This is a genomic window from Marinomonas fungiae, assembly GCF_001418205.1.
Classification (GTDB): Bacteria; Pseudomonadota; Gammaproteobacteria; order Pseudomonadales; family Marinomonadaceae; genus Marinomonas; species Marinomonas fungiae.
In genome coordinates this window covers 78,919-104,421 of record NZ_LIQF01000006.1, presented here as the reverse complement: position 1 = coordinate 104,421, position 25,503 = coordinate 78,919, and the positions used below count along the sequence as shown (strand labels likewise).

The following is a 25,503-nucleotide window of genomic DNA, read 5'->3' as shown; positions in this document are numbered from 1 at the left end:
CATTAGCTATTGATTTACTTGGTTTAATTTTCTGAAATTAATTTACGCGAAAGCGTAACCAGAGTCCGTTATTGTGACCGCTTGGCCGGTTTGTGCAGAGTGTTGAGCGGCTAAGCCGATCACGACAGCTTTCAAGCCATCTTCCACTGTGACGTCAACAGGAGCGTTTTCTGTGATGGCTTTGAAAAAGCCAAGGTGTTGGTAAAAAGTTGAGCCATTATGATCACCTGCATCCAATAAAGTAGGATCCACCGGGATGTCAGACTCGATTGGTCCTTTTGGATCACGTGGGCTGAGAACCACTTTCGGAATGGGAGCTGCACCGAGGGTTTCAGTGGGCCAGAAACGTCCAGGGCCTGGTACGAAGCATTCAAGTTTGGCTTTAGGACCAATAGCACAGATTTCTTCTTGGTAGCGGGAGCCTTCTGCAAACATGTTTAGGTCTAGGCAAGCGCGTTGCCCATCTTCAAAATCTACCACCACAAAGGCGTTATCGATGATGTCTGGTGTCTCGCCGTCGTAGCGTTCTTCCAGGTGGTTGCAATCTTGTCCTGTGGAAGCGTACACGCGCTTCACTTCACCTTGCATCAAAAGGCGCATTAGATCGAAAAAGTGGCAACACTTTTCTACTAGTGTTCCGCCTGTTTGACGATTGAAACGGTTCCAATCGTTCACTTTTTCAAGGAATGGGAAGCGGTGTTCACGAATATTCAGCATCTTCAGAGCGCCAATATCGCCATCTAAAAGCTGTTTGCGGAATTGAGCCACGGGTGGCATGTAGCGGTATTCCATAGCGACCCAAACCGGAGCGGGGTGTTTCGCTGCTGCATCACGGATTTTAGCTACTTGGGCGATATCACTGACCACAGGTTTTTCTACTAAGATCGGTAAGGTGGTGCGCTCAAATAGCTCTAGCAGTTGTTCTGCGTGCTGATAGTTTGGCGTAGCGATGACCAGTGCTTCAAGGTCGAGGTCGGCATTCAGCATATCATCCAGTGTGTCGAAAAAATGTGCGTCAGGCACTAGCTCTCTGCAACGATTTTGCATAGCTTGATTAGGTTCGGTGATCGCGACGACTTGTGCGCCGTCTATCAAAGCCAAGTTTCTGAGGTGTTCTTGCCCCATCATTCCGCAGCCAAGGATGCCATATCGAACGGAATTCCCCATCTTTCTAACCTCTTGTTTTTATTAAATGTTAGTGCCATCGAGCAACGTAACGACACTTGGCTGGGTCATACCATGTAAACGAAAACTCTTCGATATTGCCTTCGTTTGACCAACTTCTACGATGCACCTTTGGCATTGTTGTTTCTGGAGCTAACTCCAGATTGTCCGTCACCCATTTAGGTGCGGGGGCACAATCGACTTCGTCTTCCACTCGACTGATCCAAAAAGAAAAGTTGTCTCGATAATGGAGGTACAGCGATTCGTGTAAATCTTTTGGCTTAAGACTCGGCGCATGGGCGTGTTTAAACCAAATCTGTTCCATCGCAACAAGTTCGCGATTAAGGTAACGAGCACGTTTGATACACCATAGCTTGCCATCGGCTTCAATATTCAGTTGTCGTTTCACAAACTCATCGTCATCCATCGTGACAGACAAAATATCAGCCGTTGGTACTCCGCCACCTTCTAGGGTTTCCAAATGGAAAAATTGGTAAATGGCACGACCGCTCGGAGCGCGTTTCACATAGTTACCAGAGCCTTGGCGGCGCTCCAAAAAGCCATCTTCTTCAAGCTTTTTAAGGGCTTTTCGGAGAGTACCAATGGCAACGCCTAATTTCGCTGCCAGCTCTGCCTCAATCGGTAACCGGTCCCCTGGTAACCAGTGTCCAGCCGCGATCTCGCGGTTCAGTAATTCACTGATTTGGATATAGAGCGGTAGTTGCTTTGTTTTGTTTTTCTTGTCCACTTTTTCACCTACTCCTGCGCAAAAAGTCATCTTATCTTACAAGTCAAACGGCTGTATGTAAGCACTTTAAATAGCCTAAGTGACTGTCTTCGCAGTGTATTCGCCATGAATGTTTATATTGGCGAGTAAGGCATGGGGAAATTTTTAGTAAAATTCATTCACTATTGATTTACATCATTAGAATACACTGTTAGGGTAAATATACAACCTCTCATATCGTTCGCGATTTTTAGCAGTGAGCGGTAGAGAGCAAAAACAAAAACAAAAATTCTGAGCGTTAAGTTAAAGCGAAGAATGCTCAAAATTCGGAGAGACAAACAATGCGAATGGTTCAAGTTGGCAAATCTGATCTACAATTCAGCCGTCTAGTATACGGTGTTTGGCGTTTAGCAGACGCTTCTGATGTCTCTCTGACCCACGTCAGACAGAAAATTGATCTGTGCCTTGATCAGGGTATTACTACTTTCGACCACGCAGATATCTATGGCGACTACGAATGCGAAATGCTATTCGGAAAAGCCCTAGCCCAAGACCCTAGTTTGCGTCCTAAGATGCAGCTTATTTCAAAATGTGACATCGCCCTGATGTCAGAAAAATTCCCAGATCGTCGTGTGAAGTTCTACTACACCAGTGCCGCATACATAAACTCAAGTGTTGAACAAAGTCTCAAAAACCTGCATACGGATTATCTCGATCTGTTATTAATCCACCGTCCCGATCCTTTAATGAATGCCGCTGAAACCGGCGCAGCATTAGATGCGTTAATCGATAGCGGTAAAGTGCGCGCTGTCGGTGTGTCTAACTTTGACGTATGGGATTGGCGTTTACTGCAAGCGAACATGCGTCATCCACTGGCTGCTAACCAAGTGGAAATGAGCTTACTTCAACGTGATGCCTTCACCGATGGCAGCTTAAGTGCCATGCAGTTGGATCAACTTACTCCGATGGCTTGGTCACCTCTAGGTGGCGGTGCCTTGTTTAGTGATACGCCTGAAACTCGTCGCTTGGCCCCTTTATTTGAGCGTTTAGCAAAAGAGCAGGGTGCTTCTTCTGATCACGTCGCTCTTGCTTGGTTGTTGGCACACCCTGCAAATATTTTGCCTGTGGTGGGGACCAATAATCCAGATCGAATCAAAGACCTTTCTAATATTTTAGATATCCAGATTGATCGTGAAACTTGGTTTGAGCTTTGGACCGCGGCGGCGGGTCAGGAAGTCCCTTAAGCAGGGAAGCCCTTAAACAGTTAGACACGATAACAATAACAATAGGTTTTTGAGGGAGTAACACATGGCCATTCTTGGAATGCTGGTGTCCTGCTTTACCACCATCAATTTGCTGCTGAATCGCATAGGTCGCAACATCGCTTGGGTGCTGGTCGCATTGATGATCAGCGTCATTTTGTTACAAGTTTTCTGTCGCTATGTGCTAGGCAATGCCTTGCCATGGCCTGAAGAAGCGGCCCGTGCCTTGATGATCTGGATGATGGCAATGGTGGCAGGGGAAGCCTATCGACGAGGCTCTTTTGTTGCCATCGATATGTTTTTAGCGGCCTTACCAAGCAAGGCTTCCAGCGCGTTGAAGCTATTGCTTCTGTTAATTGCGGGGGCTGTGCTTGTAAAGCTAACGTTCCTTGGTGTGGATTTCTTTGAACGGGCTTCCGCTCTCGTGCAGCATCGATTCACATATCAAGAGCTTGGATTTACCTTGCCATGCCCGTGTGCTTTTTCACCATGTTGTTGGCAAACATAGAGCTTTGCCTGCGTGAAATAGGTTGTTTGTTGGGGCAAAAACAGCACTTTGCCTTGGCAACTGAGGTTCGTGCAGACGCTTCTGCCGAGTAGGTCTGCCGTCTATCTCCAAATGCTTGCTAAGAAGAACAACAATAAAAAGAGACGCAAATTATGTTAGCTCTGTTTTTACCTTTATTTTTAATTCTGCTGTTAATCGGTATGCCAGTATTCTTTGCCATGCTTGCTGCCCCTGGGGTAATGCTCTATGCCACTGGGATGGAGCGGGACATCTCGCTTCTGTTTCGTAATATTTATAACGGCATTGATTCGTTTCCGCTGATGGCCATTCCATTTTTCATGTTAGCGGGTGAGCTCATGAATCGCGGTGGTATCACCATGAATCTGGTTCAGTTTTCTCAAGCCTTCATCGGCCATGTGCGCGGCGGTCTTGCCCACGTCAATGTATTGTCTAGTATGCTGTTCGCGGGCCTATCTGGTTCAGCTGTGGCGGATACCTCCGCAATTGGTTCTATGATGATCCCCGCCATGGAAAAGAACGGCTACAGTCGTAAGTTTGCCACGGCCATCACCGCCGCTTCATCGGTCATTGGTCCCATTATTCCTCCTTCTGGCATCATGATTATCTATGCATACACCATGGAAGTGTCTGTGGCCGCATTGTTTGCTGCGGGGATCGTGCCCGGCATCATGATTGGCGGTGGCTTGATGATTATGATTGCACTCATGGCGAAGAAATACGATTTCCCAGTAGCCGGGCCAAAATCCACCTGGAAAGAGCGTGGTACTGCCACGCGCAATGCGGTGTTTCCGTTATTAGCTCCAGTCATCATTTTAGGCGGTATTATTGGCGGTATTTTTACGCCTACCGAAGCATCGGCTATTGCCACAGCGTATGCTCTGATCATCAGCGTCTGGGTGATGAAAACGGTTAAATTATCGGATTTACCGAGTGTGTTTATCAAAGGGGCGCAAGGGTCTGCTGTAGTGCTGCTACTGGTGGGCTCTGCCATTGCCTTTAAAACGGTCGTTAGTCTTTCTCATAGTGCCGAAATGTTGGCGGGATGGGTGCTAACAATCAGTGAAAACCCGCTGATGCTGCTGTTCCTGATCAACATTTTACTATTCATCGTTGGCATGTTTCTCGATGCGGGTCCAGCGATCATCATCCTAGGCCCTATCCTCGGGCCAATCTTTATTAATCTTGGTATCGACCCAGTTCACTTTGCCATCATTATGAGCGTGAACTTGACCGTAGGTTTGGCAACACCGCCAATGGGCTTGGTGCTTTTTGTCGCCTCCAGTGTATCTGGTGAGCGCATTGAAACCATCTCCAAAGCAATTCTGCCGTTCTTGGCAGTGGAGATCCTTGTGATTTTCTTAGTAACGTTTTTCCCATCTCTATCCATGACCGTGCCACGTTTATTAGGCTTGGTTGCAGGGTAGGCCAAACGCAAAGCAAAACCCTTAAAGAGGACTATTGAATGTTCACGAAAAGAAAAATAAATAATGTGGTTGCCGCGACGTTAATCGGTGCTGGAGTGATGTTGAGTGGCTTCACTTATGCGGCAGACTTTAATCTTCGTGCGGTTGCAAATTCAAACGAAAACGACGAAGACTACGATGGCCTGGTGGTTTTCAAAGATTTTGTCGAGTCACACTCAAATGGCAAAATCGCGGTTGATATCTACATGGGAACTCAGCTTTGTGGCAATGGTGTCGAGTGTCTTGAAGCGTTGGAGTATGGTTCTGTCGATGTCTATATTTCCACTTCTGGCGGCGCTTCGGCCATGTACCCATATGTTCAAGTCTTAGATTTGCCCTACGTATTGCGCGATGACCGCATTGCTGAAGAGGTTTTCACGGGAGACTTCACTCGCCAGCTACGCGCCCAAATTTTAGAGGACTCGAATGATACAGTACGTCTAATGACTATCGGTAATACTGGTGGGTGGCGCAATTTTGCTAACACCCAACACACAGTGAAAACACCTGAGGATTTAAAAGGGCTGAAAATTCGCACGGTTGTTTCTGACTTGCCACAAGAATTGGTACGTTCGCTTGGCGCCAGTCCTACACCGATTCCATGGCCTGAGCTGTTTACTTCGTTCCAAACTGGTGTAGTGGAAGGCTCCAAAAATGGTATCACTGACATCATGGGAATGAAATTTACTGATGCTGGATTGAAATACGTTACGTTGGATGGCCATGCGTACATGTCTGCTCTTTGGTACATGAATAACGAAGTGTTCCAAGACATGCCTGAAGATCTCCGTCGCGTGGTAGTGGATGGTTTCTCAGCATTACAGCAGGCAACTTTCGCTTCACCAAAACGTAAATCCATTGCCGCTTACAAAGCCTTTGCTGAGGCTGGTGGTGAGTTGTATGTACCATCTGCAGAAGAAAAAGCACAGTTCGCTGAAGCCGCTAAGCCTGTTTACACTTGGTTCCAAGAAAACATCGAGGACGGCGAGAAATGGTTCAACCTGCTCAATAATGCCGCGAAATCCGCCGAGCAAAAAGTGGCAGCAGAATATGATGCCGACTTGAAATAAGCGCCTTTCGTTCTTCTATGTAAGAGGCGGATCCACCGCCTCTTTCTCCTTTGACAACTCTATTGATTGACTGAATGGGGACATCATGTTCAACCCAATGAGGATCTTTGCGCCCAAAATTCCTGGTATCATGTTGGCTATCGTTATGGGACTGTCTGCCGCCTTTTTAAGTGAGCACTATGGCGCACCTGTTATGTTGATGGCATTGCTATTAGGTATGAGCTTTAACTTTATGGCGGACGAAGAGAAAACCTGTTCGGGTTTAGAGTTTACTGCGTCCACATTGCTGCGAACCGGTGTGGCGCTACTTGGAGCCAGAATCACCATCAGCTCCCTGACGGATTTTGGTTGGCCTGTTTTATTGTGTACAGGGCTGTTGGTGTTGGCAGTGATTATGATGGGTGTTGTTGCCGGGAAACTATTGAAGTTACCGGAAAACATGGGACTGTTAGCTGGCTGCGCAGTAGCGATTTGTGGGGCATCGGCAACGGCCGCTGTCGCATCCGTGCTACCTAAGAATGACAACACTAATCGTTCAGTGGTCTTTACCATTGTAGGGATTACCGCCATGAGCACGACGGCCATGATTGTGTACCCGATGATTGCCAACTGGATTGGCTTAGATGAGCGTCAAACCGGGTTCTTCTTAGGCGCAACCATTCATGATGTGGCCCAAGTGGTCGGGGCTGGCTACGGTGTTTCTGAATACACTGGTGATAACGCAACGGTGGTTAAGCTGTTTCGCGTAGCAATGCTCGCGCCGATTGTCTTTGTTTTAGCGCTGATGTTGGCGCGCAAAAGTCAGAATCAAAACGTTACTAAAAAGTTTCCAGTACCACCTTTTCTATTGGTTTTTATTGGCTTAGTGGTTGTGAACACTATGGGGGGGATTCCTGAAATCGTGATCGAATTCTTAGCACATCTGTCTCGCTGGTGCTTAGTGTTCGCCATTGCGGCAATTGGCATGCGAACACGGTTAAATAAACTCAAAGAAGTCGGTATGGCGCCACTGCTTATTCTTGTTGGGGAAACGGTGTTCATGGCGGTCGGCGGCGCTGTTTTGGCGTATTGCTTTATTTAAAACGAGAACTTGACGCACGTTTCGCCAAACGCCTTTTCTTAATAAAAATGCCAATCGTACTTGGCAGATTTTTGATCCTTTGCCTAGACTTTCCTTCCAACGGCTAGTCAAAGGATCTGATCATGCGTGTGCATTCTATTCGAGTCAAAGTAATGCTTCCCATCATATGTTTAGCGGCTATTTTGATGGGATTGTTTGGTTTTATGGTGTTTATGAGTTCGCTTCAGGCTCAAGCAATGCGAACGCAAGCGGAGCATTATTTCGAAGCCATATCTGAAGTACTTAACGCTGACCGAGATATTTACCAAGCGCGATTAGCGCAGGAAAAGTTACTCACCGGCGAAGGGGAGCAAACCAAAAATCTGAAGGATTTTTCTGAGAATGCCCAGCAAGTCTTTGACCGCTTTCAGCTTTACCGAAGTTATCTTGCCGAAGAGCCAGCTGAATTAGTTGAGCCATTTGTTGGCTTTGACGATTTATTTCAAACCTGGCTGCAACAAAGCGAACGTTTGCAATTGAATACTGAGCTGCGGCACCAGCGTACGGCTCAGGAAATGGAGCTTGATCAGCAGTTCACCACCATCCGCGCCATGTTGGATAAAGCCGGGGAAACCCTTAGGGAAAGAACAAGAGCACTCAATGGGGACATCTCGTCTGCAAAATTAGAGCGTTACTTTGAAGCCATCAGCGCTGTTTTAAATGCTGACAGAGACCTTTATCAAGCCCGTTTGGCAGTACAGCATTTACGGAATGGGCTGGAAAACAAAGAAACCGTCTTGAAAGTGTTTCAGGAAAACACGGCCCAGGTAATTGAGCATTTTAATGAGTATCGTATCCACCTAAAAAATGAGCCCCAATGGTTAGAGGAGTATCGTAGTTTTGATGTGCAATTTAATGCTTGGGTTCAAAGTAGTCAGCGTTATATAAGCACCTATTTGCTAGAAGATTCCAACATAGTCCCCCAAGAATTCCTATCCGTAGAGCAAAGCTTTGAAGCCATTCGAGATATGCTAGATCAGGCTGGAGAGAAAGTGCAAAGCTATGCTCGGACGATGGAGCAAAGAACGTCTGAGCAAATACAGACCTATCAAACGGTAGCGATCATAGTAATCGCCATCGCATTTATCGCAGCTCTTATTTTTGGCTACACTGTGCCGTTGGTTTTGACTCGAAATATCGAGCACATTTCCGCACGTATCAAAGAAATAGCTGAAGGCGATGGGGACCTGACCCAACGAATTCATTCCGATTCAAAAGATGAACTGGGGGATCTTGCCAGAGAGTTTGATGGATTTGTCGAAACCTTACGCGCCATGGTGGCGAGTATTGGCGAACAATCAAAATCTCTTGGAGGCGTCACTCACTCTTTAAACGAAGCATCGAACCAAACCAAGGAAATTACACTTTCATTGGCGAACTCGTCGGAGTTCATTGTTAGCGCTGGCCATGAGATGAATATGTCGAATCAAGAAATGGCGGGGGTGGCAACCAATACAGCAAAAGAAGCTTCTGATTCAAATACCCTCACGGAGCAAGGTATTCAAGCAGTGAATCATTCGCAACAGGCCGTATCGGCATTGGTCACTGAAATTGAACAAGCGGAAAATCATGCTAAGCAGCTTGAAGCAAGCTCTGAGGCGATCGCTTCAGTGTTAGAAGTGATACGAAACATTGCCGAGCAAACCAACTTGTTGGCGCTGAATGCTGCTATTGAAGCCGCACGGGCTGGCGAGCAAGGTCGTGGTTTTGCCGTCGTGGCAGACGAAGTCAGAACACTGGCCACGCGAACCCAAGACAGTACGAACGAGATTGAAGTGATGATTGATCAGCTGAAAGAAAGTGTAAAAGCAACCTCTGCTTCTACCAAATCCAGCAGAGAAAATGCGCTAACGACCTCTGAAAACTTTGGTAAAGTCACGGAGGTGTTCCACTCACTGCATCAGTCTTTCGCCAAGGTCGAAGGCATGGCGGCGCAAACGGCCCAAGCAACCAGTGAGCAGTCAAAAGTGGCCAATGAGATGAATGAAAACCTAGTTCACTTAAACTCACAAACAGAAGCTGCCAAACAAGTGGCTCAATTAATCAATGAGCAAGCACGACAGATTTCTTCCTTGTACCAAGCATTAGAAAGCCATGTAGGAAGTTTTAAAGTAACGTGATATATCTCTGCAGTGTATAGCCGGCGCTGCGATACCAGCCCGGCTTTGCTGGCAAATATTCCTGCCGCAATCATCCATCAGCATTAAACCGTTACTGGTCATTAAGGTAACGCAGCTGAGCCTTATATGTCTTTTTCCCGATAGAGAGTCTTCCTAACGCGGTTTCCAGCGTTGATATTCCCAATGGGTTATATATGTGTAAGCAATGCTAACCCTAAAGGATTTCATAGCTATTGAAACTGCTCGTATTGTGGTAGATTGCGCCGCTGTGCTTGTCGGCTAATGAGCCAACTAAGTTCCAATTCTGCCGGATGAAGAATTCAGCAGCAGATCGTATGCACAAGGAAAGGAATGATCGAATGGGTAAAATCATAGTCACGACCATTATCGGCCTCTTTACTGGAATGGCCTATTTATCAGACCCGTTTGGCTGGCTGTTTGGTGGTCTGATAGGGCTTTCGCTAGGGCAGGTCTGGCAGTTATCCGATCGTGTTAAAGGCTTAGAAAGAGAAGTCTCTCGTTTACAAACGAGTGCCCAGATTAAACGACCTGAAGTGGGGACCTCTAGGGAAACACAGACGGCGCCTGTCGCAAAAGCTCCTCTGTCTGATTTACCCAATGCTCAACAGATTACTCCTCGAACTGAAGCCGCTCAAGAAGCTGATCGCTGGCGGGATAAGCGTTTTGCCAAGGATCGCCAAGTCGATAAAGAGGCAAATAGTCTACAATTTTTTAACAAGCTGACTGAGCAGGTGCGCCGCTTCTTTACCCAAGGTAATCCCGTGGTGCGTGTGGGCATGTTGGTGTTGTTTTTTGGTCTGAGCTTTTTAGCTAAATACGCATCCAGTGCAGGTCTGTTCCCAATTGAAATGCGTCTGACAGTCATTGCGCTGATTGCCACTGCACTGTTGGTAATAGGTTGGTTTACCCGAGATCGGCACCATGGTTATGGCCTGATATTGCAGGGTGGAGGTATCGCCGCCTTGTATCTCACCATTTTCGCGGCGGGTAAGTTTTACGACTTGATGTCGACCACCATGACCTTCGGCCTAATGACGGTGATTGTCGTTTTTGGTGTGGCCTTGGCAGTGTTACAAAATGCCCAAGGGCTCGTGACTATGGCGACCATTGGTGGCTTTCTCGCGCCGATACTGACTTCCGATGGCTCAGGTAACCATGTGGCGCTGTTTAGCTTTTACCTGCTACTAAACCTCGGCATCTTGGCGATTGCTTGGTTTAAAGCTTGGCGCTTGCTGAATTGGATCGGTTTCTTATTTACCTTTGTGATCACGTCTCTTTGGAGTGTGCAAAGTTATCAGCCGCAGTTTTACAGCTCGACACAGCCATTTCTGGTGGCCTTCTTTTTACTGTATCTGACGGTCTCAGTGCTGTTCTCCACCAAGCAACCACCGAAACTGACGGGTTTAGTGGATGGCAGTTTGGTGTTTGGTTTACCGATGGTAGCCTTTGGTTTGCAAACTTTATTGCTCAAAGATTCCGAGTATGGCTTGCCGATCAGTGCCGTGATTCTTGCGGCTCTTTATCTTGCGCTGGCAGCGCTTCTAATGAAGAAATATCAGCAGTCCCATCGTTTATTGAGTGAGTGTTTTATCGCGTTAGGGATTATCTTCTTGACCCTTGCCGTCCCTCTGGCACTGGATGCCAGCTGGACCTCGGCCACCTGGTGTATTGAAGCTGCCGGGCTTGTCTGGATTGGCGCACGACAGCAGCGTTGGTTGGCGCGAGCCGCGGGTTATGTGCTTTATATGGCTGGTGCGGTAGCGTTACATGCGAACGGACACTTTTATCTCTCCGGCTTGCAGATAATCGCCGATCAGGTACTGAGCTTAGTTATCTTGGCGCTGGCGGCGTTTTGTATTGGTCTGATTCTGCAACGGCATCGTACCGTATTGACTCACTATGAAATGCCTCTAGAAAGCCTGTCTATTCTGATAGGGCTAGCATGGTGGTATGTGGCGGGAAGTATCAAGATCGTCAATGAGGTGTCCCATGAATACTTATTCTCTGGGATTATCTTGTTTATCTCCTTGTCTTCGGCGGCTTGCCTGCTGCTCAGTCGTCGTTTGCATTGGCCTAATGTATTAAATGCCGCTTACAGTTTGTTGCCGCTCGTGGTGCTCTGGAGCACTGTAAGCTTTGTTGTCTCAATGTTTGATGGCGGTTCGCTGCATCCTTTCCAAAATTTGGGCGGGCTGGCATTTGCTCTATTCGCTGGTGTGCAATATTACTTCCTGTGGCTGAAAGGCAAGCAGCATGCAGAAAGTCCAGCATCGAAATCGACCGAAATACTGGTGAAAGGCTGGCACGCACTCACCGTATGGGGGCTATGGCTGGCTTTAATCTGGGAGGTAAGCTGGTATCAAAACAGACAGCATTGGAGCGATATCACCTCGATACTAGTTTGGTTTGCGGTCTTTGCTGGTCCCTTGTTGTTACTTATGAAGCTGTTAAAGCGCGATATGTGGCCGATGGTACAACATCGCTCCGTTTACAAAGATTGGGTGCCTGTTCCTTTGGTATTAATGCTCTTGCTTTGGTTTTTTGGAGCGAGCGTTAACTCTGGCGCAACTCAATGGTTCCATCTACCGATCCTTAACCCGGTGGATTTGGCTCAATTAGCGCTGGTGATTTTAATGGCCTACGCTGTCCAACAAAATATCATGGCAACTAAGGCCGTTAGACAGGAATTGATCATGTCGGTGCCGCTGGTGCTAGGGTTTGTTTGGCTCAACCTTGTTTTACTTAGGGGCCTGCATCACTTTATTGAGGTCCCTTACAACGCACAGGCGCTGTGGCAATCCGACACGGTACAGATGTCTCTGTCGATATTGTGGAGTCTATGTGCCTTAGTGATCATGAATGTTTCCCGTCGTCAGCAAAGCCGTAATGTATGGCTGCTGGGTGTCAGCGTACTGGGGGTAGTGCTATTAAAGCTTTTTACCATCGATCTACAAGATAGCGGAAACCTAACGCGTATTGTTTCTTTTATGGTGGTAGGCGGGCTCATGTTACTGATCGGTTATTTATCACCGATTCCAAGTCGTGCTCCAACAGAGCCTGAGTCGGATAATCGGGAGCAGTTCTCATGAATAAAATCGCCATGCTCGCAGTGCGATGGTCAGCCTTATGGCTAGGTTTACTTGGTAGCTACACGCTTTTAGCCCAAGATGAGGTTACGGCACTTTATGACATCGAATCTGTCTCTGACTCTGCCGATGTGTATCTGGAAGCATCCTTACCCGCTGAGATCTATCGCTACACGGACAGCGCCCAACTCAAAGACATTGTTGTACTGGATCGCGAAGGCGCGGTGTTGCCATCGCGTATTCGCATGGCCGAGTCAAAGACACAATCTAAGCCGGAAATCATAGCGCTGAATTTTTTCCCTGTGCTGGTCGGCACGCCATTAACTGGAGCCATATTACAAGGAAAAACTCAGCTACAGATTGATAAAGGGTCTATTGCCATCTCCCTAGATCCTAGTAATGTCAAGCTAGCCAAAGATGAATATGTCTATCTAATTGATATGCGTGAACACGAACGCGTACTAAAAGGACTTGAACTGAGTTGGGCGGTCGATCCATCAAGCCAGTATTTAGTGGTTGAGGTCAGTGGCAGCCATGATATGAACCGTTGGCGAAGCCTATCCAGCACCACCTTAGTTCAGCTTCAACAAGGCGAACAAAGCCTAGTGCGCAACAAGATCGACCTCCCGTTAACATCACAGCCATATGAGTTTCTGCGAATTGCGTTCCCAGATCAGCCTGACGTGCAGCCGTTGACGATTCATGCCGAGCCTGTACAAGACGTTACTCAGACACCACTCTTAAGTTGGCAAGTGACCGGCACATTGGCCCAGCAGCAGGATTCACTCATTACGGATGATGGCCCAGTGAGTGCTTGGGAATACCAGCGTGATGATCAAGCGGCCATTCAACAGCTAAGCTTGGATTTCGGTAAAACAACCTTCGGGGATACTGTTCGTCTCTATTCTCGACCCGCTGCGCAGAGTGATTGGCGACAGCGTTACTTAGGTGTTTGGTTTAACGCCAAAGTGGGGGATGTGTGGCAACATAGCAAAGCCATTGAGATAGACGCCAATGCCGATCCCTATTGGCGCCTAGAGCTCAGTAACGGCTTGCAAGACACAGTAACGCCAAAGATAACCCTGCACCACCCGCAACAAATCCTACAATTTATCGCTAATAACAATGGGCCTTATCGCATCGGGAAAACAGCTGAAGTGCCGCAGCAAAATGCGTCAAACAGTGTGTTTAGCCAACTATTAGGGGAGAGCGACGTTGAATGGGCAGCGCTGGGGCTGAAACCGCTGGAAAATATCCGTTTGCCTAAAGCGCAGCAGACTCAGCAGAATTGGATGGACTTAGTGTTTTGGCTAAGCTTGGCCATTGCGGTGATAGTCTTGCTGTTCTTTGCGATCAAGCTATTGCGCCAGCTACCTCAGGAAAACGCTGAGAAATAAACGAAAAAACGGAGCCATGTTTTAAACAAGACTCCGTTTTTTTATGGATAACTCGTGGCTTTGTATTAAGCGTTAAACAGGCTATTAAACAGCTTTAAGCCTTCTTCTTTACCGCCTTTGTTGTACGCATCCAGCAGGGCAGAACCAATAATTGCCACATCGGCTTTGCCTTTTAGCGCGTCCACATGGGCTTTTTCACGGATACCAAACCCCACGCCAATTGGGGCGTTAGTATGCTCATTAATCTCTGCCAGGTAGTCGTCTAACGACTGCTGTTTACCATTGTGGTTCGAGTTACCGGTGACGCCCGAGCGCGCCACACAGTACAAGAATCCGCGCGCTTCACTGGCTAGGAACGCCAAACGATCTTTTGGCGTCACAGGCGTCACTAGCCATACTGGATCAACGCCGTGGGCGTTACAGTACTCGCGCAATTCGCCCGCTTGCTCATACGGTAGATCTGGCAAGATCAAACCAAGAATGTTCTCCTCGGCGCAGCGTTTCACCAGCTTTTCCAAACCGTAGCGGTACATTGGATTCAAATAACTCATCAAGGCAATGCGCGCTTGTGGGAAATCACGACCGAGCTGACCGATGTCTTTTAGGCACTGCTCAACCGTTAAGGTTTGATCGTGCAGGGCACCGTGACAGGCCGCCACGATAGTCGGGCCGTCAGCCACTGGATCAGAGAACGGAAACTGCACTTCGATAAAGTCCGCGCCCGCTTCTAGAAGCGTTGCCATCCAATCCAAACTTTCTTTTACCGATGGGTAGCCGTAAACCACATGCGTCATGGACAAAATCGGCTTTTGCTGACGCTTTTCAGCGATGTATTGTGCTAACTGACTCATGCTTACGCTTCCCCTTGGTTATTGTTTTCTGACAGGTGTTCGTTGTAATCGGCTAGATAATCTTCCAAGAAATCAGGGAAGGTTGCATCGTTCATCGCTTTGGCGATGTTAAAGATGTCTTTATCGCCACGACCTGACAAGTTGATCACGATACGTGACTCTTTTGGCAGATTTGGCGCATCTTTAAACGCACCCGCAAGGGCGTGCGATGATTCCAATGCTGGAATAATGCCTTCTTTTTTCAGCAACAAAGCACACGCTTCTACCACTTCGTCGTCCATGGCATAGGTCATCTGAATGCGACCTTCTTGTGCCAAGTGAGCAATGATGGGGGACACGCCCACGTAATCTAGACCCGCAGCGATAGAATGTGTTTCTTGTAACTGACCGTTTTCATCTTGTAAGAACATGGTTGCAAAACCTTGCGCGATGCCTTTTTGCCCCAAACCGTTCGACAAACGGATCGAGTGTTGGCCTAGCTCAAGACCTTTACCGCCAGCTTCCACGCCGAACATTTCTACTTCTTTTTCCTCTAGGAATGGCAAGAACAAACCACAGGCATTGGAACCGCCACCGACACACGCATATAAGCGATCAGGGTATTGGCCAAACTGCGCCATACTTTGCTCTTTCACTTCTTCACCGATCACCGACTGGAAGAATGCCACCATTTCTGGGAATGGCGCACAACCACAAGTCGTACCGATCAGGTAGTGGCTGTCTTCATGGCTTGAAGACCAGTCACGTAATGCTTCATCTAGGGCGTCGCGCAGTGTCTGCGCGCCTTCTGCTACCGGCACAACCGTCGCGCCCAACTGCTTCATCCAGAATACGTTCGGGTACTGACGTTTCACGTCTTTTGCACCCATGTAAATAGTACATTCCAGGCCTAAACGCGCCGCGATCAACGCCGTCGCTACACCATGCTGACCAGCACCGGTTTCCGCGATCACACGCTTTTTACCCATACGCTTCACCAACAGCGCTTGGCCGATCACGTTGTTCATCTTATGCGCGCCAGACTGATTTAAGTCTTCGCGTTTTAGGTAAATCTGAGCGCCACCGAAGTGATCTGTCAGGTTCTTACAGAAGGTCAACGGCGTAGGGCGGCCAGAATAGTTCTGCCAAGTGTCCTTCAACTCCGCAATAAACGCTGGATCGTTCTTAGCTTCTTCAAAAGCGTGAAGAATTTGCTGCTGGCTAGAGTAGAGAATCTCAGGGATGTAACTCCCGCCAAACTCACCGTAGTAACCATTATTGCTTTGCATGAAAGACTCCTATCGGATGAAACAATGCCTCTTTGGCATCAAAATTAATAACTAAACGATAAAGTAAAATTAATAGAGAAAAAGCCCACCGTCAACCCTTTTTATTTACCATATCGTTTAGTTATTAAGTTCATGCAAAATTCACCCGTAGGAGCGGTCCTCGACCCGCGACCAAACTATCAACCTCCACAACAAACCGAAGTAGCAAAGCTGTAGGACCTCGGTCCCCGAGGGATCAATCTGCTATCTAGGAGATATTTCTAGGCTGCTGATAATCAGCTTCAGCCTCACCAACCGCATTGCTGCGCCATTCCATGCAATTCAATTTGCTTGTGCCTGTCTCGGTTCGTGCCTCACAACCGACGCGTCAGCGCAAATGAAATGCATGGCATACCGCTAAATGGCTCTTGTAGGAGTGAATTTTTCATCTGCCCCCAGTAGCTTGAAAGCATTGAAAGGCAACTATGTGGCTTTTGGGATGTGGACAAAGAACATTTCTGTATACTAGTATCAAGAGGTGGGTAAAGTCACTTGACTAAAGGATACCATCAGGTACTATCTGCGCCCATAAACCTAGGAGGGGATGAATGGCGATTGTTGAACATTTTGCTCAGTATCAGAGCGCTGATGCTGCAAAGAACAAACAAGAACTTAAATATAAATCAACCAATCTAGAAGTACTTGATTTTTCTGAAGAAAGAAGCAAGTTAGAAAAGAAAAAATTTATTAATAAGGCACTAAAACGAGCATCACGCTTGAGTTGGTGAAAGGAAGGGCGAATATTCATATTCGCCCTTTTTTGTTTAAGGAAGACGAAATATGAGCGATTCAGCAGCACTTAACTTAATTCCAGTGGCTAATTCAAATAAAAGCACCAAGAAAAAGGGAAGTATAAACTCTCTTGAGGAAATACGTGGCAGAAGGTCGAATGAACTTGTGATTGGTTTGTGCGGTGCCGTTGGTGCTGGTGTTAAATCCTTGAATGAAACACTTAAAGATTTGTTAATTGAGAAAGGCTATAAAATTGTTTCTATTCGCCTTAGCAAGTTAATTGCAGAAAGCTTTCCAGAAGAAAAAGAAAAACTCTCAAAGTTAGTAGGTTATAAAAGATATACTGAATTTCAAGATAAAGGTGACAATTTAAGAAGGGCTAATACTAATCACTATCTAGCCGAACTAGCAATACAAGAGATTTATACTCAAAGACAAGCTGTTTATGAACAAGAATTTGGTTTCAGTGAAGATGAAGACGAAATCCGTCCAGAAAGAATTGCTTATATATTAGATCAGCTTAAACATCCTGATGAAATCAGCCTTTTAAAAGAAGTTTATGATAGTAGTTTTTATGTTTTGGGCTTGTTACGGACAGAGGCTGAGAGAAAAAAGAATTTAAGAGAAGAGGATATAAGTGTAGAAGATATTTCAACTTTAATGGAGCGAGACCGAAAAGATAGTGGTAATAAAAATGGTCAACAGGTAGAAAAGACGATCCAATTGTCTGATTACTTCATAAAAAATATGGATACAAGAGCTAGTTTAAATAGTTCAGTCGATCGCTTTTTAGAATTAGTACATGGAAGTGGTTTTATTACCCCAACTGTAGACGAAACAGGAATGTATACCGCTTTTTCCGCTTCATTAAGGTCAATCTGTTTATCTCGTCAGGTTGGGGCAGCAATATTTGATACTGAGGGTAATATATTATCTACTGGTTGTAATGATGTACCAAAATCTGGTGGAGGTCTATATTCTTCTGAAGATTTTCAAAATGATAAACGCTGCTACAACAAAGGCGGAAAATGTTACAATGATTCGCATAAAGGAGACTTAGAGCGTCAAATTGCTAGTATCCTTGAGAAGGAAAAGATAGGGAATTCTAAAGAAATAGCGAAATCAATTATAGCAGGCACTAAAGCTGATTCTATTACTGAGTATTCTAGAGCTGTTTATGCAGAAATGGATGCAATTATTTCATTGGCTCGGAACCCGTCTTTGAGCTCAGTTGGTAGAGTATTATATTGCACTACTTACCCATGTCATGGCTGTACGAGGCATATAATTGCGGCTGGTATTAAGCGGGTTGTATATATAGAACCTTACGAAAAAAGCTTAGCGGGTAATTTATATGATGACTCTATTACTACATCTGATAATTTAGATGATAGTAAAATTTGCTTTGAAAACTTTGAGGGTGTTTCCCCAAAAAGATATGTCACTTTCTTTATGCAAGCTAGAGTAAGAAAAGCTAATGGAAAGGCTGTATTTAGAAAAAGTATAGATTCTAATCATGTTGACCACCAGCATATACATGGTTATGTTGATTATGAAGCTAAAATCATTCAAATCTTGGAAGAAAAATCTGTGAGTACCTCAGGGTCAGATGAAAATTAATCTTCATTTGACCTTCGATATTCCCCAAGCAAAACCAATCAAGCCCACATTGCTTGCCTTCGTATGACCACTGTCAATTTCCCTAACCCAATCGCTAGGCATTATAGTTACTCAGTTATTGGGTTAAGGAGAACCCTATGCCAATCATTAGTCGATTTTATGGAATAATCATCGCAATGTACTTTAATGATCATAATCCGCCTCATTTCCATGCCAAATATGCAGGAATGGAAGCGCTATTTGGTTTTGATGGCAGTTTGTTAGAAGGTCAACCCCCCAAGCGTGCTGAATCGTTTGTGCAAGAGTGGATCTCTTTACATCGCCACGAACTTGAGAAAACTGGGAGCGTGCGAGATCGGGGCAGCCTTTGTTAAATATTGTCCCATTGGAGTAAGTTATGCTGCATCTAATAGACGCAAAATATGTATCTGACTACCGTATCTGGGTGTCCTTCGACGACGGCTCTGACGGTGTGGTGAATCTTTCAAACCTTCTAAAAGGGCCTATCTTTGAGCCCCTTAAAGAATTTGATCAGTTTAAGGCTTTTACTGTCGATCCTGAGTTGGAAACGGTGGTTTGGTCGAACGGTGCGGATTTAGCCCCAGAGTTTTTGAAAGCGCATCTAGAACCTAACCATTAGGCTCTCAATCATCGAGTTGGGAAGAAATAGTGCTCAACACTCCCCATCTTCGCTAGTCTTACTTGCTGCTTTGCACAGACCCCTTGAACCCTAAGCATTTTTCGTTTGCATTCATCAAGCTAACTTACTGATCCATTATCACCACGAGTCTTCATAGTGAATGTCTATTGAGGCGATGTGAAAATTAAAGTTTAAAAAGTTATAAGCATATTCTATATTGGAATACAGCGAAGTAACGCAAAACCAATCTATCAAAGAGGTATTCAATATGGCACTACGTATCAATGACACAGTACCTAATCTAGAGCTAGAAACTGATTTAGGTACTTTTAAGCTGCATGACTGGATCGGTGATAGTTGGGCGATTCTCTTTAGTCACCCTAAGGACTTCACACCGGTGTGCACAACAGAGTTCGGCGCTGTAGCGACATTAGCAGCAGAGTGGGAAAAACGTGGTACGAAAGTGATGGGGCTATCTGTTGATGGTGTAGAAGAGCACAAACAGTGGAAGGCTGATATTGAGACCTTCTCTGGTGCGACACCTACTTTCCCAATCATAGCGGACGAATCGTTGGCAGTATCTAAAGCATTAGACATGTTACCAGCTGATGCTTATTTGCCAGATGGACGTACCGCAGCGGACTCAGCGAGTGTTCGTGTCGTCTTTATTATTAGCCCGGATAAAAAGCTTCAGCTTTCCATGTCTTACCCAATGTCAGTTGGTCGTAATTTTGCCGAAGTGCTACGTGCTTTAGACGCATTGCAAACAAGCTACGGAGAACCTGTCGCTATGCCAGCAAATTGGCAGGTGGGTGATGAGGTGATTGTGGCATTATCTTTAAATGATGAGCAGGCTAAAGCCAAATACGGCGAAGTTGACATCAAGCTACCTTACCTACGTACGACTAAGCTCGATAAATAGCTTAGTTGTGGTATTGAAAAAACCGACTTCATATCAGAAGCCGGTTTTTTTGTTTGTATAAAAAGCCGATGCACTTTTGTGATGAGTTCATAAAGCATTTAACAAGCCACTCACTTTTTAAAGTGACTTATAGCTCAGCTTCACCTCAAGTATTCAAAACGTATGGATCGGAATAATCTAGATTACTCGTTAGCTTGGGCACTTGTGACACCGGTTGTTAGTGTCTTTCTGATGGGGTTTCTGTATGGCGCTTTGTACAGCGGTTTGTATCTCGCCTTTGTCGCTTGGTTTGCTGGAAGTAACCTTGGAGCGCTGGCAACCAGCGCCTTGGGATATGGACTCTTTCTCCAATCTGGTTGTGATCTATTTGCTGTTGTTTATTCTGTCATGCTACTACGAATTTAGTCGTCGAGCGTCCCATAAACTTTTACAAGATTCCTAACAATCAGGGTCAGATGCTGAGGTATCCCCACAAATTTAAGCATAACCTTGATTCCGTTTCTTAAGTTGCTGAGCGAGTTGTTTGATGCCCTCTCGCCAGTCATGTTTTGATATCTGGAAGCAAGTCATTACGGCTCGTTTTCCAAGGTAGAAGTGAGACAAGACTCTTCGCCTGCTTATCCTATTCACCTGGAAACGCTTCGCATAGCCTGCCAACTCTATGACTTTGCCTATCAAAACAAGCAAGATCGCAGTAAGAGTTGTGAGTAGAATCAAGTTGATCAGACGCTCTATTTTAAATGTATAACTTAGCTCAAAACCCAAGCCGAATCGGCTACTTTTCATATCTCGAAACCCTTCTTCAATTTGCATTCTTGTTTCATAAGCCTTGACGCATCGCTTCGCAAAAAGACGGTTCACTGAAAGAGAAGACACTAATAACCAAGGCTCTTCTGCTCCTCTTGCTGCGGTGAGTGAAGACAAGGAAGCTCGTCTTTTTCCTTTCTGATTTATAGAATGACGTCCTTTGGGGGAGCTTTTGTAGAGAGCAAACAGGTTGGTGGCCGGACTTGACTGGCGATGTTTAAGCTCAAGACGCTGAGGTTTTTGATTGACGTTTGAGAATAAAGTGGAGATACAACGCCAAGTTTGAAGCGAGAAATCATAGTACTTACGTGGCTTTCTAACTCGACCGACATAATCCCAGCCTTGCTTCACGACTTCCTCTAACCAAGGTGTTTTAAATCCAGCATCCTACAGAAGCAGAAAGAGTTTTAGACGCTTATATTCTGAGTCAGATAAAATTTAAGACAATTTTCATCTGACTCCGCTGGCTTCCGCTAGTGTCGAATAGGCAGTAACTTGATTGCGACCATGATGTTTTGAAAAATACAGTGCTTTGTCTGCTTGAGCTAGTAACAAGTCTATTGTTGTTCCTCGCAGAGGTTTTTCAGTCACCCCCATGCTGGCGGTAAAATAAACAGATGACACGTCATGTGTTAGCTCGATTTGACTGATTTTTTGTCTGAGGCTATCTGCTACATGGAGTGCTTCATATTCTCCAATATCCGGCAAAATCACAGCAAACTCTTCGCCACCTAAACGGCCTATGATGTCGGTCGAGCTAAGACTGCTTTTCAACACGTCTGCAAAGGCTATTAGAGTCTGATCACCCAGCGCATGGCCGTAGGTGTCGTTGAGAGTTTTAAAATTATCTAGGTCAATCATAATCAAGCTAATTGAAAAATGTTGTGTGCCAGCCTGATTGAGTAATTGCTTTCCTGAATCAAAAAATGCACGACGATTGCAGAGTTTAGTCAGTGGGTCGGTATAGGCTAATTGCTCGGCCTTTTCTTTAGCCAGCTCAAGGTCTTGAGTTCGAGCTTTAATTTTCTCGTCTAGTTCTTGGTTTAGCTGCAGTAATTCTAGTTGGTTCTTATTGACCCGTTGAATCATTTGGTTATAACTGTCTTTTAGGATGATCAACTCATTTTCATCTGTCCAGTTAATTGCTAAATCTATTGGTTTCGGTGATTGTGGGTCTTGTCGGTGTATCTTGAGAGTGAATTCTTTTAATGGTTTACCAAGGTATTTATTAATAAAAAAATAAATAATGAACCAGAGCATACAGGTTTTGATAATAGAGTTGATTAAAATAAGGATGAAGCCATATTTTAATCGTTCAAAAACAAGTTGGTCATTTGAATAAAGCGTTACCGTGCCTAATGGTATAGTCTGATCAAACGCTGGTCCTTGGTAATAAATGGGAAACTTGTGGTCGAAAAGAGCTTGAGAGCCTAGTCCCGTGAGAATTTGCTCAGTCGGTAGACCGTTAGGGTCGTAGTATTCAACTTGACGCTGTTCGTTAAACACAGCCCCAATCTGAAAGTCCATTTTTTGGTCGAGAGTGTCTACTTTGATACCTACCACGATGGGGAGATTGTACATACCCTGTAAAATCGATTGCAGTAACTCTTGATTATAGGTCCAAACGGAATCGGAGATTCCCTTGCCGAAGGTAGAGGGTAATGTTTGAATTTCATTATAAAACTCTGTTTTGGTATTTTCATACTCTTTGTAAAGCTGAATCACAGTGACGAGCACGGCCACCAAAAAATACACACCAAAGATCACCAGCAGTAGGTGCAGAGCAATGGATCGGCGGTAATGCTTTAGTAACGATTGCATTTAATAGGCCTTAGTGTTTGTGGAGCGGTTTACTCGGCTTTCCAATCTTGAATACCGTAACGCTCTAGTAGCTTCTGAAGACGTCCATCTTCTCGCATTTTCAGCGTTTCTTCGGACACTATTTTGGCGTATTCAGCGGACTTAGGGTTTTTCGGAGAAAAACTGGTGTAGACACCAATCGTCACGTCAGTCGTACCTGAAACTATGATTTGATTAGCTTTGCCCATTTGCTGGGCTTTATATTGTAAGACGATTTTGTCTTCGATCACTGCAGTCAAGCGACCATTGATAAGCATTTCAAGCAATCTTTCTAAAGGCTTTTCACCCGTGATAGCCAGAACATTTTTTGGGTTTTGGTTTAAGTACGCCATCACAGTCGGATCAACATAGTCATACCCTTTAATGACGCCAATTAACTTTGCCTGCTCAAGCGACTTTTTGCCAGTATAGCGCCAGTTTGAACCTTTAAGACTAAAGAAAGTGGTGTTGCTCTTACCTAGGGCAAAGTCTGGGTAGACAAAATCGGGGGCTTCTTCTCGATAGCAAGCCATGGTTCCATCAAGCTTACCTTCTCTAACCAATTGCAGGCCTCGAGAGTAGGATACTTCAACAAACTCTACGGTATGTCCTTTTGCTTTCAGGGTTTCAATCAGCAAGTCTCCAAGGTAACCCACTTTGCCTTGATTTTGACTAGGGATACAGTCGTAAGGGCACCATTCATCAGTGGCGATTCTCAGAGTATCTGACAAAACAGGAGTAGCAAAAAGAGTAATAAAGCTTATGCATAGTGCACTAAAAGTAAGCGCTTTTAGAACTTGTTTTGTTTGTTCATTTTTCGTTGGCATGACTATCTTCCAGTGCGTTTGGCTTTAAACAGTATATTTGTTTTATGACACGAGTATAGTGTTTGTCATTTCTAGGAGTTCAATGTGGTCAGAGAGTGCTCAGACAACACCTCTATTAGTTACATTGAGCAGGCTCGATATCTTGTCCTTCAATATAGGTAATACCTCCACTTCAAACCATGGGTTTTGCTTAAGCCAGCGGTTATTCCTTGGGCTAGGGTGAGGGAGCGCGAGTTTGCCTTGCTCTAACCAATAGGCCCACCTCTTGACTTGCTCAGTGACCGTACTAGAGTGATTCATATAATAAGCTTGGGCATGGCTTCCAAGCACGATCGTTAGTTCTATCTGAGTCAACTGACTTAGCAAACGCTCATGCCATGTGGCGGCGCATTCCGGTCTGGGTGGTAGATCGCCGGATATCATGTCTTTTTTTACACCACTTTTGAAAAATGAATTGCCAGGGAAGCAAAATCCCATTGGGACAATAGCGACGTGCTTGGCATCATAAAAATCGCTTTTATTCAGTCCTAACCACTCACGAAGGCGGTCGCCGCTGGCATCATCAAATGGCCGACCTGCGTCGTGCGCTTTTCGTCCTGGCGCCTGCCCTACAATTAATAGACGTGCGTCAGGGTGTGCTTGAAGAATGGGCTTAGGAGAAAGGGGCAGCGCTGCAGCACAGATCTGGCAACTAAGTATGGCGCTGTGTAACGGCGAAAAAGATTCCTTGTCCATGAACTTGTGTCCGGTTGAGCATTGATTAAAACGGGTAGGTAACAAAAGCATTGTACCGTTGCGAACTTCAATAAAACATCATCAAGCGCTGTTTGACACTCAACTCGAGCCATCAGGTCCAACACCATTATGTTATTAAAGTCTAATGCAGCAAGGGTTTATATTCGCTAAACTTAATAAGTTAGAATTATGTATGCATTCTGTAAGGATATTGGTAGGGGGCTGATTGAAATCATAAAATAAACATACAAAACAATGATTTGGTGAATTATTTGGCGATTTTGGCGTCCTCTCAAAGGCATTAAAAACCAATCCTTAGAGAAAATAATGAAGAACTACTCACCTGTTAAATTTGTTTTGTTATCCCTTCCTTTTACCTTGACAGCGAACGCGGCGGAGGATTCCGGTGTCCCCGAGATCGTGATTTCACAGCAGCGTGCAGCACTGTCGACAACCTTAGGCACTGGCGCTGGGCCGCAATCCCCACGGGATATCGATCAAACAGCTGGGGCCAATGGCGTTATCTTTAGTCAAGCACCACGCTCGCAGGATATGAATCTGTGTAATATCCATTTACATAAAAATGCAGAGCACAAGGGCAGTGAGTTCACCAAGTATGTAGGCAACGGCGACGGCCATGGTTATGGCACGGGCTATCAATACTCTGGCGAACTCACTGCTGCAGAGTTAAAACCCTTGGCAAAAGCGGTATGTGCCAACAGCCATAGTGCGGTGCAATCGGGTGACACGATCGAAGTGCATTATGTCTATTCCACCGCTCAAGTTCAGCCGGGATTGACATTGGCCGCCTGTGTGCAGAACCCAATCTTGAATCCGCAGCTACGAGTTGAGGGGCAGGTGTTGGTGGCGGTAAATGATAAGAACGCCGCAGACTTTGGGGAGTTGGCTCATTTTGAAACTCTGAATCAGCGTCCGCAAGCGACCAATATCCCAACCGATACGGGCACGCCTGTGCAGTATGCGGGATCAACCACGGGCCCTAGTTACAACGAAAAAGCATCGCCATATCAAGTGACTTGGAGTGTGCGTCCGCAAGTGAAAAAGGTGAATATTGCCTCGCTTGGCAAGTGGTGTGAAGACAATGTTTTTGCAGAAGATCACGCCCATGGCGTGCGTAATCTAGTGACTAATCCCGCACTGTTATCGCCGATTCAGTAGGGCCTTAGTGGGGGAGGTGCAGATTTTGCTCATCTGCCCCAACCATAAACTTCATCATCCCAATGGACAATTTACTCTAATTCAT

General features: G+C 45.6%; 22 protein-coding genes and 1 pseudogene. 15 read left to right on the top strand and 8 right to left on the bottom strand.

All coding sequences use genetic code 11. The features are described 5' to 3' along the window. Nucleotides 1-42: 42 nt before the first annotated feature. Together ASC49_RS10650 and ASC49_RS10645 are read right to left on the bottom strand one after the other, a co-directional pair. Nucleotides 43-1,167 (bottom strand): Gfo/Idh/MocA family protein, encoded by a 1,125-nt coding sequence (locus ASC49_RS10650; RefSeq protein WP_055463224.1) that lies wholly within the window; start codon nt 1,165-1,167, stop codon nt 43-45. Between the two features lie 28 nt (nt 1,168-1,195). Then, nucleotides 1,196-1,912 carry a GntR family transcriptional regulator gene (locus tag ASC49_RS10645; RefSeq protein WP_211262052.1) on the bottom strand — a complete coding sequence of 239 codons (717 nt, stop codon included), beginning with the start codon at nt 1,910-1,912 and terminating at the stop codon, nt 1,196-1,198. 320 nt (nt 1,913-2,232) lie between these two features. Between ASC49_RS10645 and ASC49_RS10640 the strand changes: the two genes are divergently transcribed. From ASC49_RS10640 to ASC49_RS10605, 8 genes are all read left to right on the top strand, one after another. After that, entirely contained in the window at nt 2,233-3,135 is a 903-nt protein-coding gene (locus ASC49_RS10640) for an aldo/keto reductase (protein WP_055463222.1), read from the top strand. A gap of 64 nt (nt 3,136-3,199) precedes the next feature. After that, a complete protein-coding gene (locus tag ASC49_RS10635) occupies nt 3,200-3,661 on the top strand; it encodes a TRAP transporter small permease (RefSeq protein ID WP_245624691.1) in 462 nt (153 codons plus the stop codon). Between the two features lie 152 nt (nt 3,662-3,813). Further along, entirely contained in the window at nt 3,814-5,106 is a 1,293-nt protein-coding gene (locus tag ASC49_RS10630) for a TRAP transporter large permease (protein WP_055463221.1), read from the top strand. Nucleotides 5,107-5,144: 38 nt separating this feature from the next. Continuing rightward, nucleotides 5,145-6,215 (top strand): TRAP transporter substrate-binding protein, encoded by a 1,071-nt coding sequence (locus tag ASC49_RS10625; RefSeq protein WP_055463220.1) that lies wholly within the window; start codon nt 5,145-5,147, stop codon nt 6,213-6,215. An 85-nt stretch (nt 6,216-6,300) separates the two neighbouring features. Beyond that, complete coding sequence (locus ASC49_RS10620; RefSeq protein WP_055463219.1) at nt 6,301-7,296, top strand: YeiH family protein; 996 nt, start codon at nt 6,301-6,303, stop codon at nt 7,294-7,296. Nucleotides 7,297-7,418: 122 nt separating this feature from the next. After that, complete coding sequence (locus ASC49_RS10615) at nt 7,419-9,455, top strand: methyl-accepting chemotaxis protein (protein ID WP_055463218.1); 2,037 nt, start codon at nt 7,419-7,421, stop codon at nt 9,453-9,455. A 359-nt stretch (nt 9,456-9,814) separates the two neighbouring features. Further along, nucleotides 9,815-12,565, top strand: a complete 2,751-nt coding sequence (locus ASC49_RS10610; RefSeq protein ID WP_055463217.1) for a DUF2339 domain-containing protein — start codon at nt 9,815-9,817, stop codon at nt 12,563-12,565. Next, on the top strand, nt 12,562-13,959 hold the full coding sequence (locus tag ASC49_RS10605; RefSeq protein WP_055463216.1) for a DUF3999 family protein: 1,398 nt from the start codon (nt 12,562-12,564) through the stop codon (nt 13,957-13,959). The genes ASC49_RS10610 and ASC49_RS10605 overlap by 4 nt, the downstream gene beginning before the upstream one ends. A gap of 65 nt (nt 13,960-14,024) precedes the next feature. Here ASC49_RS10605 and trpA read toward each other — a convergent pair whose 3' ends face one another. Next, a complete protein-coding gene (gene trpA / locus ASC49_RS10600; RefSeq protein WP_055463215.1) occupies nt 14,025-14,810 on the bottom strand; it encodes a tryptophan synthase subunit alpha in 786 nt (261 codons plus the stop codon). 2 nt (nt 14,811-14,812) lie between these two features. Next, complete coding sequence (gene trpB, locus ASC49_RS10595; RefSeq protein WP_055463214.1) at nt 14,813-16,078, bottom strand: tryptophan synthase subunit beta; 1,266 nt, start codon at nt 16,076-16,078, stop codon at nt 14,813-14,815. Between the two features lie 587 nt (nt 16,079-16,665). On the opposite strand from trpB, the gene ASC49_RS10590 reads away from it, so the two are divergent. The 6 genes from ASC49_RS10590 to ASC49_RS10565 all read left to right on the top strand — a co-directional run bounded on the left by ASC49_RS10590 (nt 16,666) and on the right by ASC49_RS10565 (nt 20,473). Further along, nucleotides 16,666-16,845, top strand: coding sequence for a hypothetical protein (locus ASC49_RS10590; RefSeq protein ID WP_055463213.1), 180 nt, complete (start codon nt 16,666-16,668; stop codon nt 16,843-16,845). A 52-nt stretch (nt 16,846-16,897) separates the two neighbouring features. Next, nucleotides 16,898-18,469, top strand: a complete 1,572-nt coding sequence (locus ASC49_RS10585; RefSeq protein ID WP_072242089.1) for an anti-phage dCTP deaminase — start codon at nt 16,898-16,900, stop codon at nt 18,467-18,469. A gap of 137 nt (nt 18,470-18,606) precedes the next feature. Next, the gene (locus ASC49_RS10580) at nt 18,607-18,843 is read left to right on the top strand and encodes a DUF4160 domain-containing protein (protein WP_211262051.1); all 237 of its coding nucleotides are present in this window, start codon (nt 18,607-18,609) and stop codon (nt 18,841-18,843) included. Nucleotides 18,844-18,866: 23 nt separating this feature from the next. Next, entirely contained in the window at nt 18,867-19,109 is a 243-nt protein-coding gene (locus ASC49_RS10575) for a DUF2442 domain-containing protein (RefSeq protein ID WP_055463212.1), read from the top strand. 268 nt (nt 19,110-19,377) lie between these two features. Next, nucleotides 19,378-20,031: a peroxiredoxin gene (locus ASC49_RS10570; protein ID WP_055463211.1), complete on the top strand. Its 654-nt coding sequence runs from the start codon at nt 19,378-19,380 to the stop codon at nt 20,029-20,031. A gap of 244 nt (nt 20,032-20,275) precedes the next feature. Continuing rightward, a complete protein-coding gene (locus ASC49_RS10565) occupies nt 20,276-20,473 on the top strand; it encodes a hypothetical protein (protein WP_055463210.1) in 198 nt (65 codons plus the stop codon). Between the two features lie 35 nt (nt 20,474-20,508). Here the strand turns inward: ASC49_RS10565 and ASC49_RS10560 are convergent. The 4 genes and pseudogenes from ASC49_RS10560 to ASC49_RS10545 all read right to left on the bottom strand — a co-directional run. Further along, nucleotides 20,509-21,213 (bottom strand): annotated as a pseudogene (locus ASC49_RS10560) (transposase); the annotation flags it as partial. Between the two features lie 75 nt (nt 21,214-21,288). Continuing rightward, nucleotides 21,289-22,593, bottom strand: a complete 1,305-nt coding sequence (locus ASC49_RS10555) for a diguanylate cyclase domain-containing protein (RefSeq protein ID WP_162265212.1) — start codon at nt 22,591-22,593, stop codon at nt 21,289-21,291. 95 nt (nt 22,594-22,688) lie between these two features. Next, nucleotides 22,689-23,504 (bottom strand): substrate-binding periplasmic protein, encoded by an 816-nt coding sequence (locus ASC49_RS10550; RefSeq protein ID WP_055463207.1) that lies wholly within the window; start codon nt 23,502-23,504, stop codon nt 22,689-22,691. Between the two features lie 99 nt (nt 23,505-23,603). Then, nucleotides 23,604-24,239: a uracil-DNA glycosylase family protein gene (locus ASC49_RS10545; protein WP_055463206.1), complete on the bottom strand. Its 636-nt coding sequence runs from the start codon at nt 24,237-24,239 to the stop codon at nt 23,604-23,606. Between the two features lie 327 nt (nt 24,240-24,566). On the opposite strand from ASC49_RS10545, the gene ASC49_RS10540 reads away from it, so the two are divergent. Further along, nucleotides 24,567-25,418 (top strand): delta-class carbonic anhydrase, encoded by an 852-nt coding sequence (locus ASC49_RS10540; protein WP_055463205.1) that lies wholly within the window; start codon nt 24,567-24,569, stop codon nt 25,416-25,418. The last annotated feature ends 85 nt before the right edge of the window (nt 25,419-25,503 follow it).

What these genes read in the sequence shown, in the direction of transcription:
- ASC49_RS10650 (WP_055463224.1), bottom strand. Translation starts at nt 1,167, where the DNA reads ATGGGGAATTCCGTTCGATATGGCATCCTTGGCTGCGGAATGATGGGG.
- ASC49_RS10640 (WP_055463222.1), top strand. Translation starts at nt 2,233, where the DNA reads ATGCGAATGGTTCAAGTTGGCAAATCTGATCTACAATTCAGCCGTCTA.
- ASC49_RS10635 (WP_245624691.1), top strand. Translation starts at nt 3,200, where the DNA reads ATGGCCATTCTTGGAATGCTGGTGTCCTGCTTTACCACCATCAATTTG.
- ASC49_RS10630 (WP_055463221.1), top strand. Translation starts at nt 3,814, where the DNA reads ATGTTAGCTCTGTTTTTACCTTTATTTTTAATTCTGCTGTTAATCGGT.
- ASC49_RS10625 (WP_055463220.1), top strand. Translation starts at nt 5,145, where the DNA reads ATGTTCACGAAAAGAAAAATAAATAATGTGGTTGCCGCGACGTTAATC.
- ASC49_RS10620 (WP_055463219.1), top strand. Translation starts at nt 6,301, where the DNA reads ATGTTCAACCCAATGAGGATCTTTGCGCCCAAAATTCCTGGTATCATG.
- ASC49_RS10615 (WP_055463218.1), top strand. Translation starts at nt 7,419, where the DNA reads ATGCGTGTGCATTCTATTCGAGTCAAAGTAATGCTTCCCATCATATGT.
- ASC49_RS10610 (WP_055463217.1), top strand. Translation starts at nt 9,815, where the DNA reads ATGGGTAAAATCATAGTCACGACCATTATCGGCCTCTTTACTGGAATG.
- ASC49_RS10605 (WP_055463216.1), top strand. Translation starts at nt 12,562, where the DNA reads ATGAATAAAATCGCCATGCTCGCAGTGCGATGGTCAGCCTTATGGCTA.
- trpA (WP_055463215.1), bottom strand. Translation starts at nt 14,810, where the DNA reads ATGAGTCAGTTAGCACAATACATCGCTGAAAAGCGTCAGCAAAAGCCG.
- trpB (WP_055463214.1), bottom strand. Translation starts at nt 16,078, where the DNA reads ATGCAAAGCAATAATGGTTACTACGGTGAGTTTGGCGGGAGTTACATC.
- ASC49_RS10590 (WP_055463213.1), top strand. Translation starts at nt 16,666, where the DNA reads ATGGCGATTGTTGAACATTTTGCTCAGTATCAGAGCGCTGATGCTGCA.
- ASC49_RS10585 (WP_072242089.1), top strand. Translation starts at nt 16,898, where the DNA reads ATGAGCGATTCAGCAGCACTTAACTTAATTCCAGTGGCTAATTCAAAT.
- ASC49_RS10580 (WP_211262051.1), top strand. Translation starts at nt 18,607, where the DNA reads ATGCCAATCATTAGTCGATTTTATGGAATAATCATCGCAATGTACTTT.
- ASC49_RS10575 (WP_055463212.1), top strand. Translation starts at nt 18,867, where the DNA reads ATGCTGCATCTAATAGACGCAAAATATGTATCTGACTACCGTATCTGG.
- ASC49_RS10570 (WP_055463211.1), top strand. Translation starts at nt 19,378, where the DNA reads ATGGCACTACGTATCAATGACACAGTACCTAATCTAGAGCTAGAAACT.
- ASC49_RS10565 (WP_055463210.1), top strand. Translation starts at nt 20,276, where the DNA reads ATGGCGCTTTGTACAGCGGTTTGTATCTCGCCTTTGTCGCTTGGTTTG.
- ASC49_RS10550 (WP_055463207.1), bottom strand. Translation starts at nt 23,504, where the DNA reads ATGCCAACGAAAAATGAACAAACAAAACAAGTTCTAAAAGCGCTTACT.
- ASC49_RS10545 (WP_055463206.1), bottom strand. Translation starts at nt 24,239, where the DNA reads ATGGACAAGGAATCTTTTTCGCCGTTACACAGCGCCATACTTAGTTGC.
- ASC49_RS10540 (WP_055463205.1), top strand. Translation starts at nt 24,567, where the DNA reads ATGAAGAACTACTCACCTGTTAAATTTGTTTTGTTATCCCTTCCTTTT.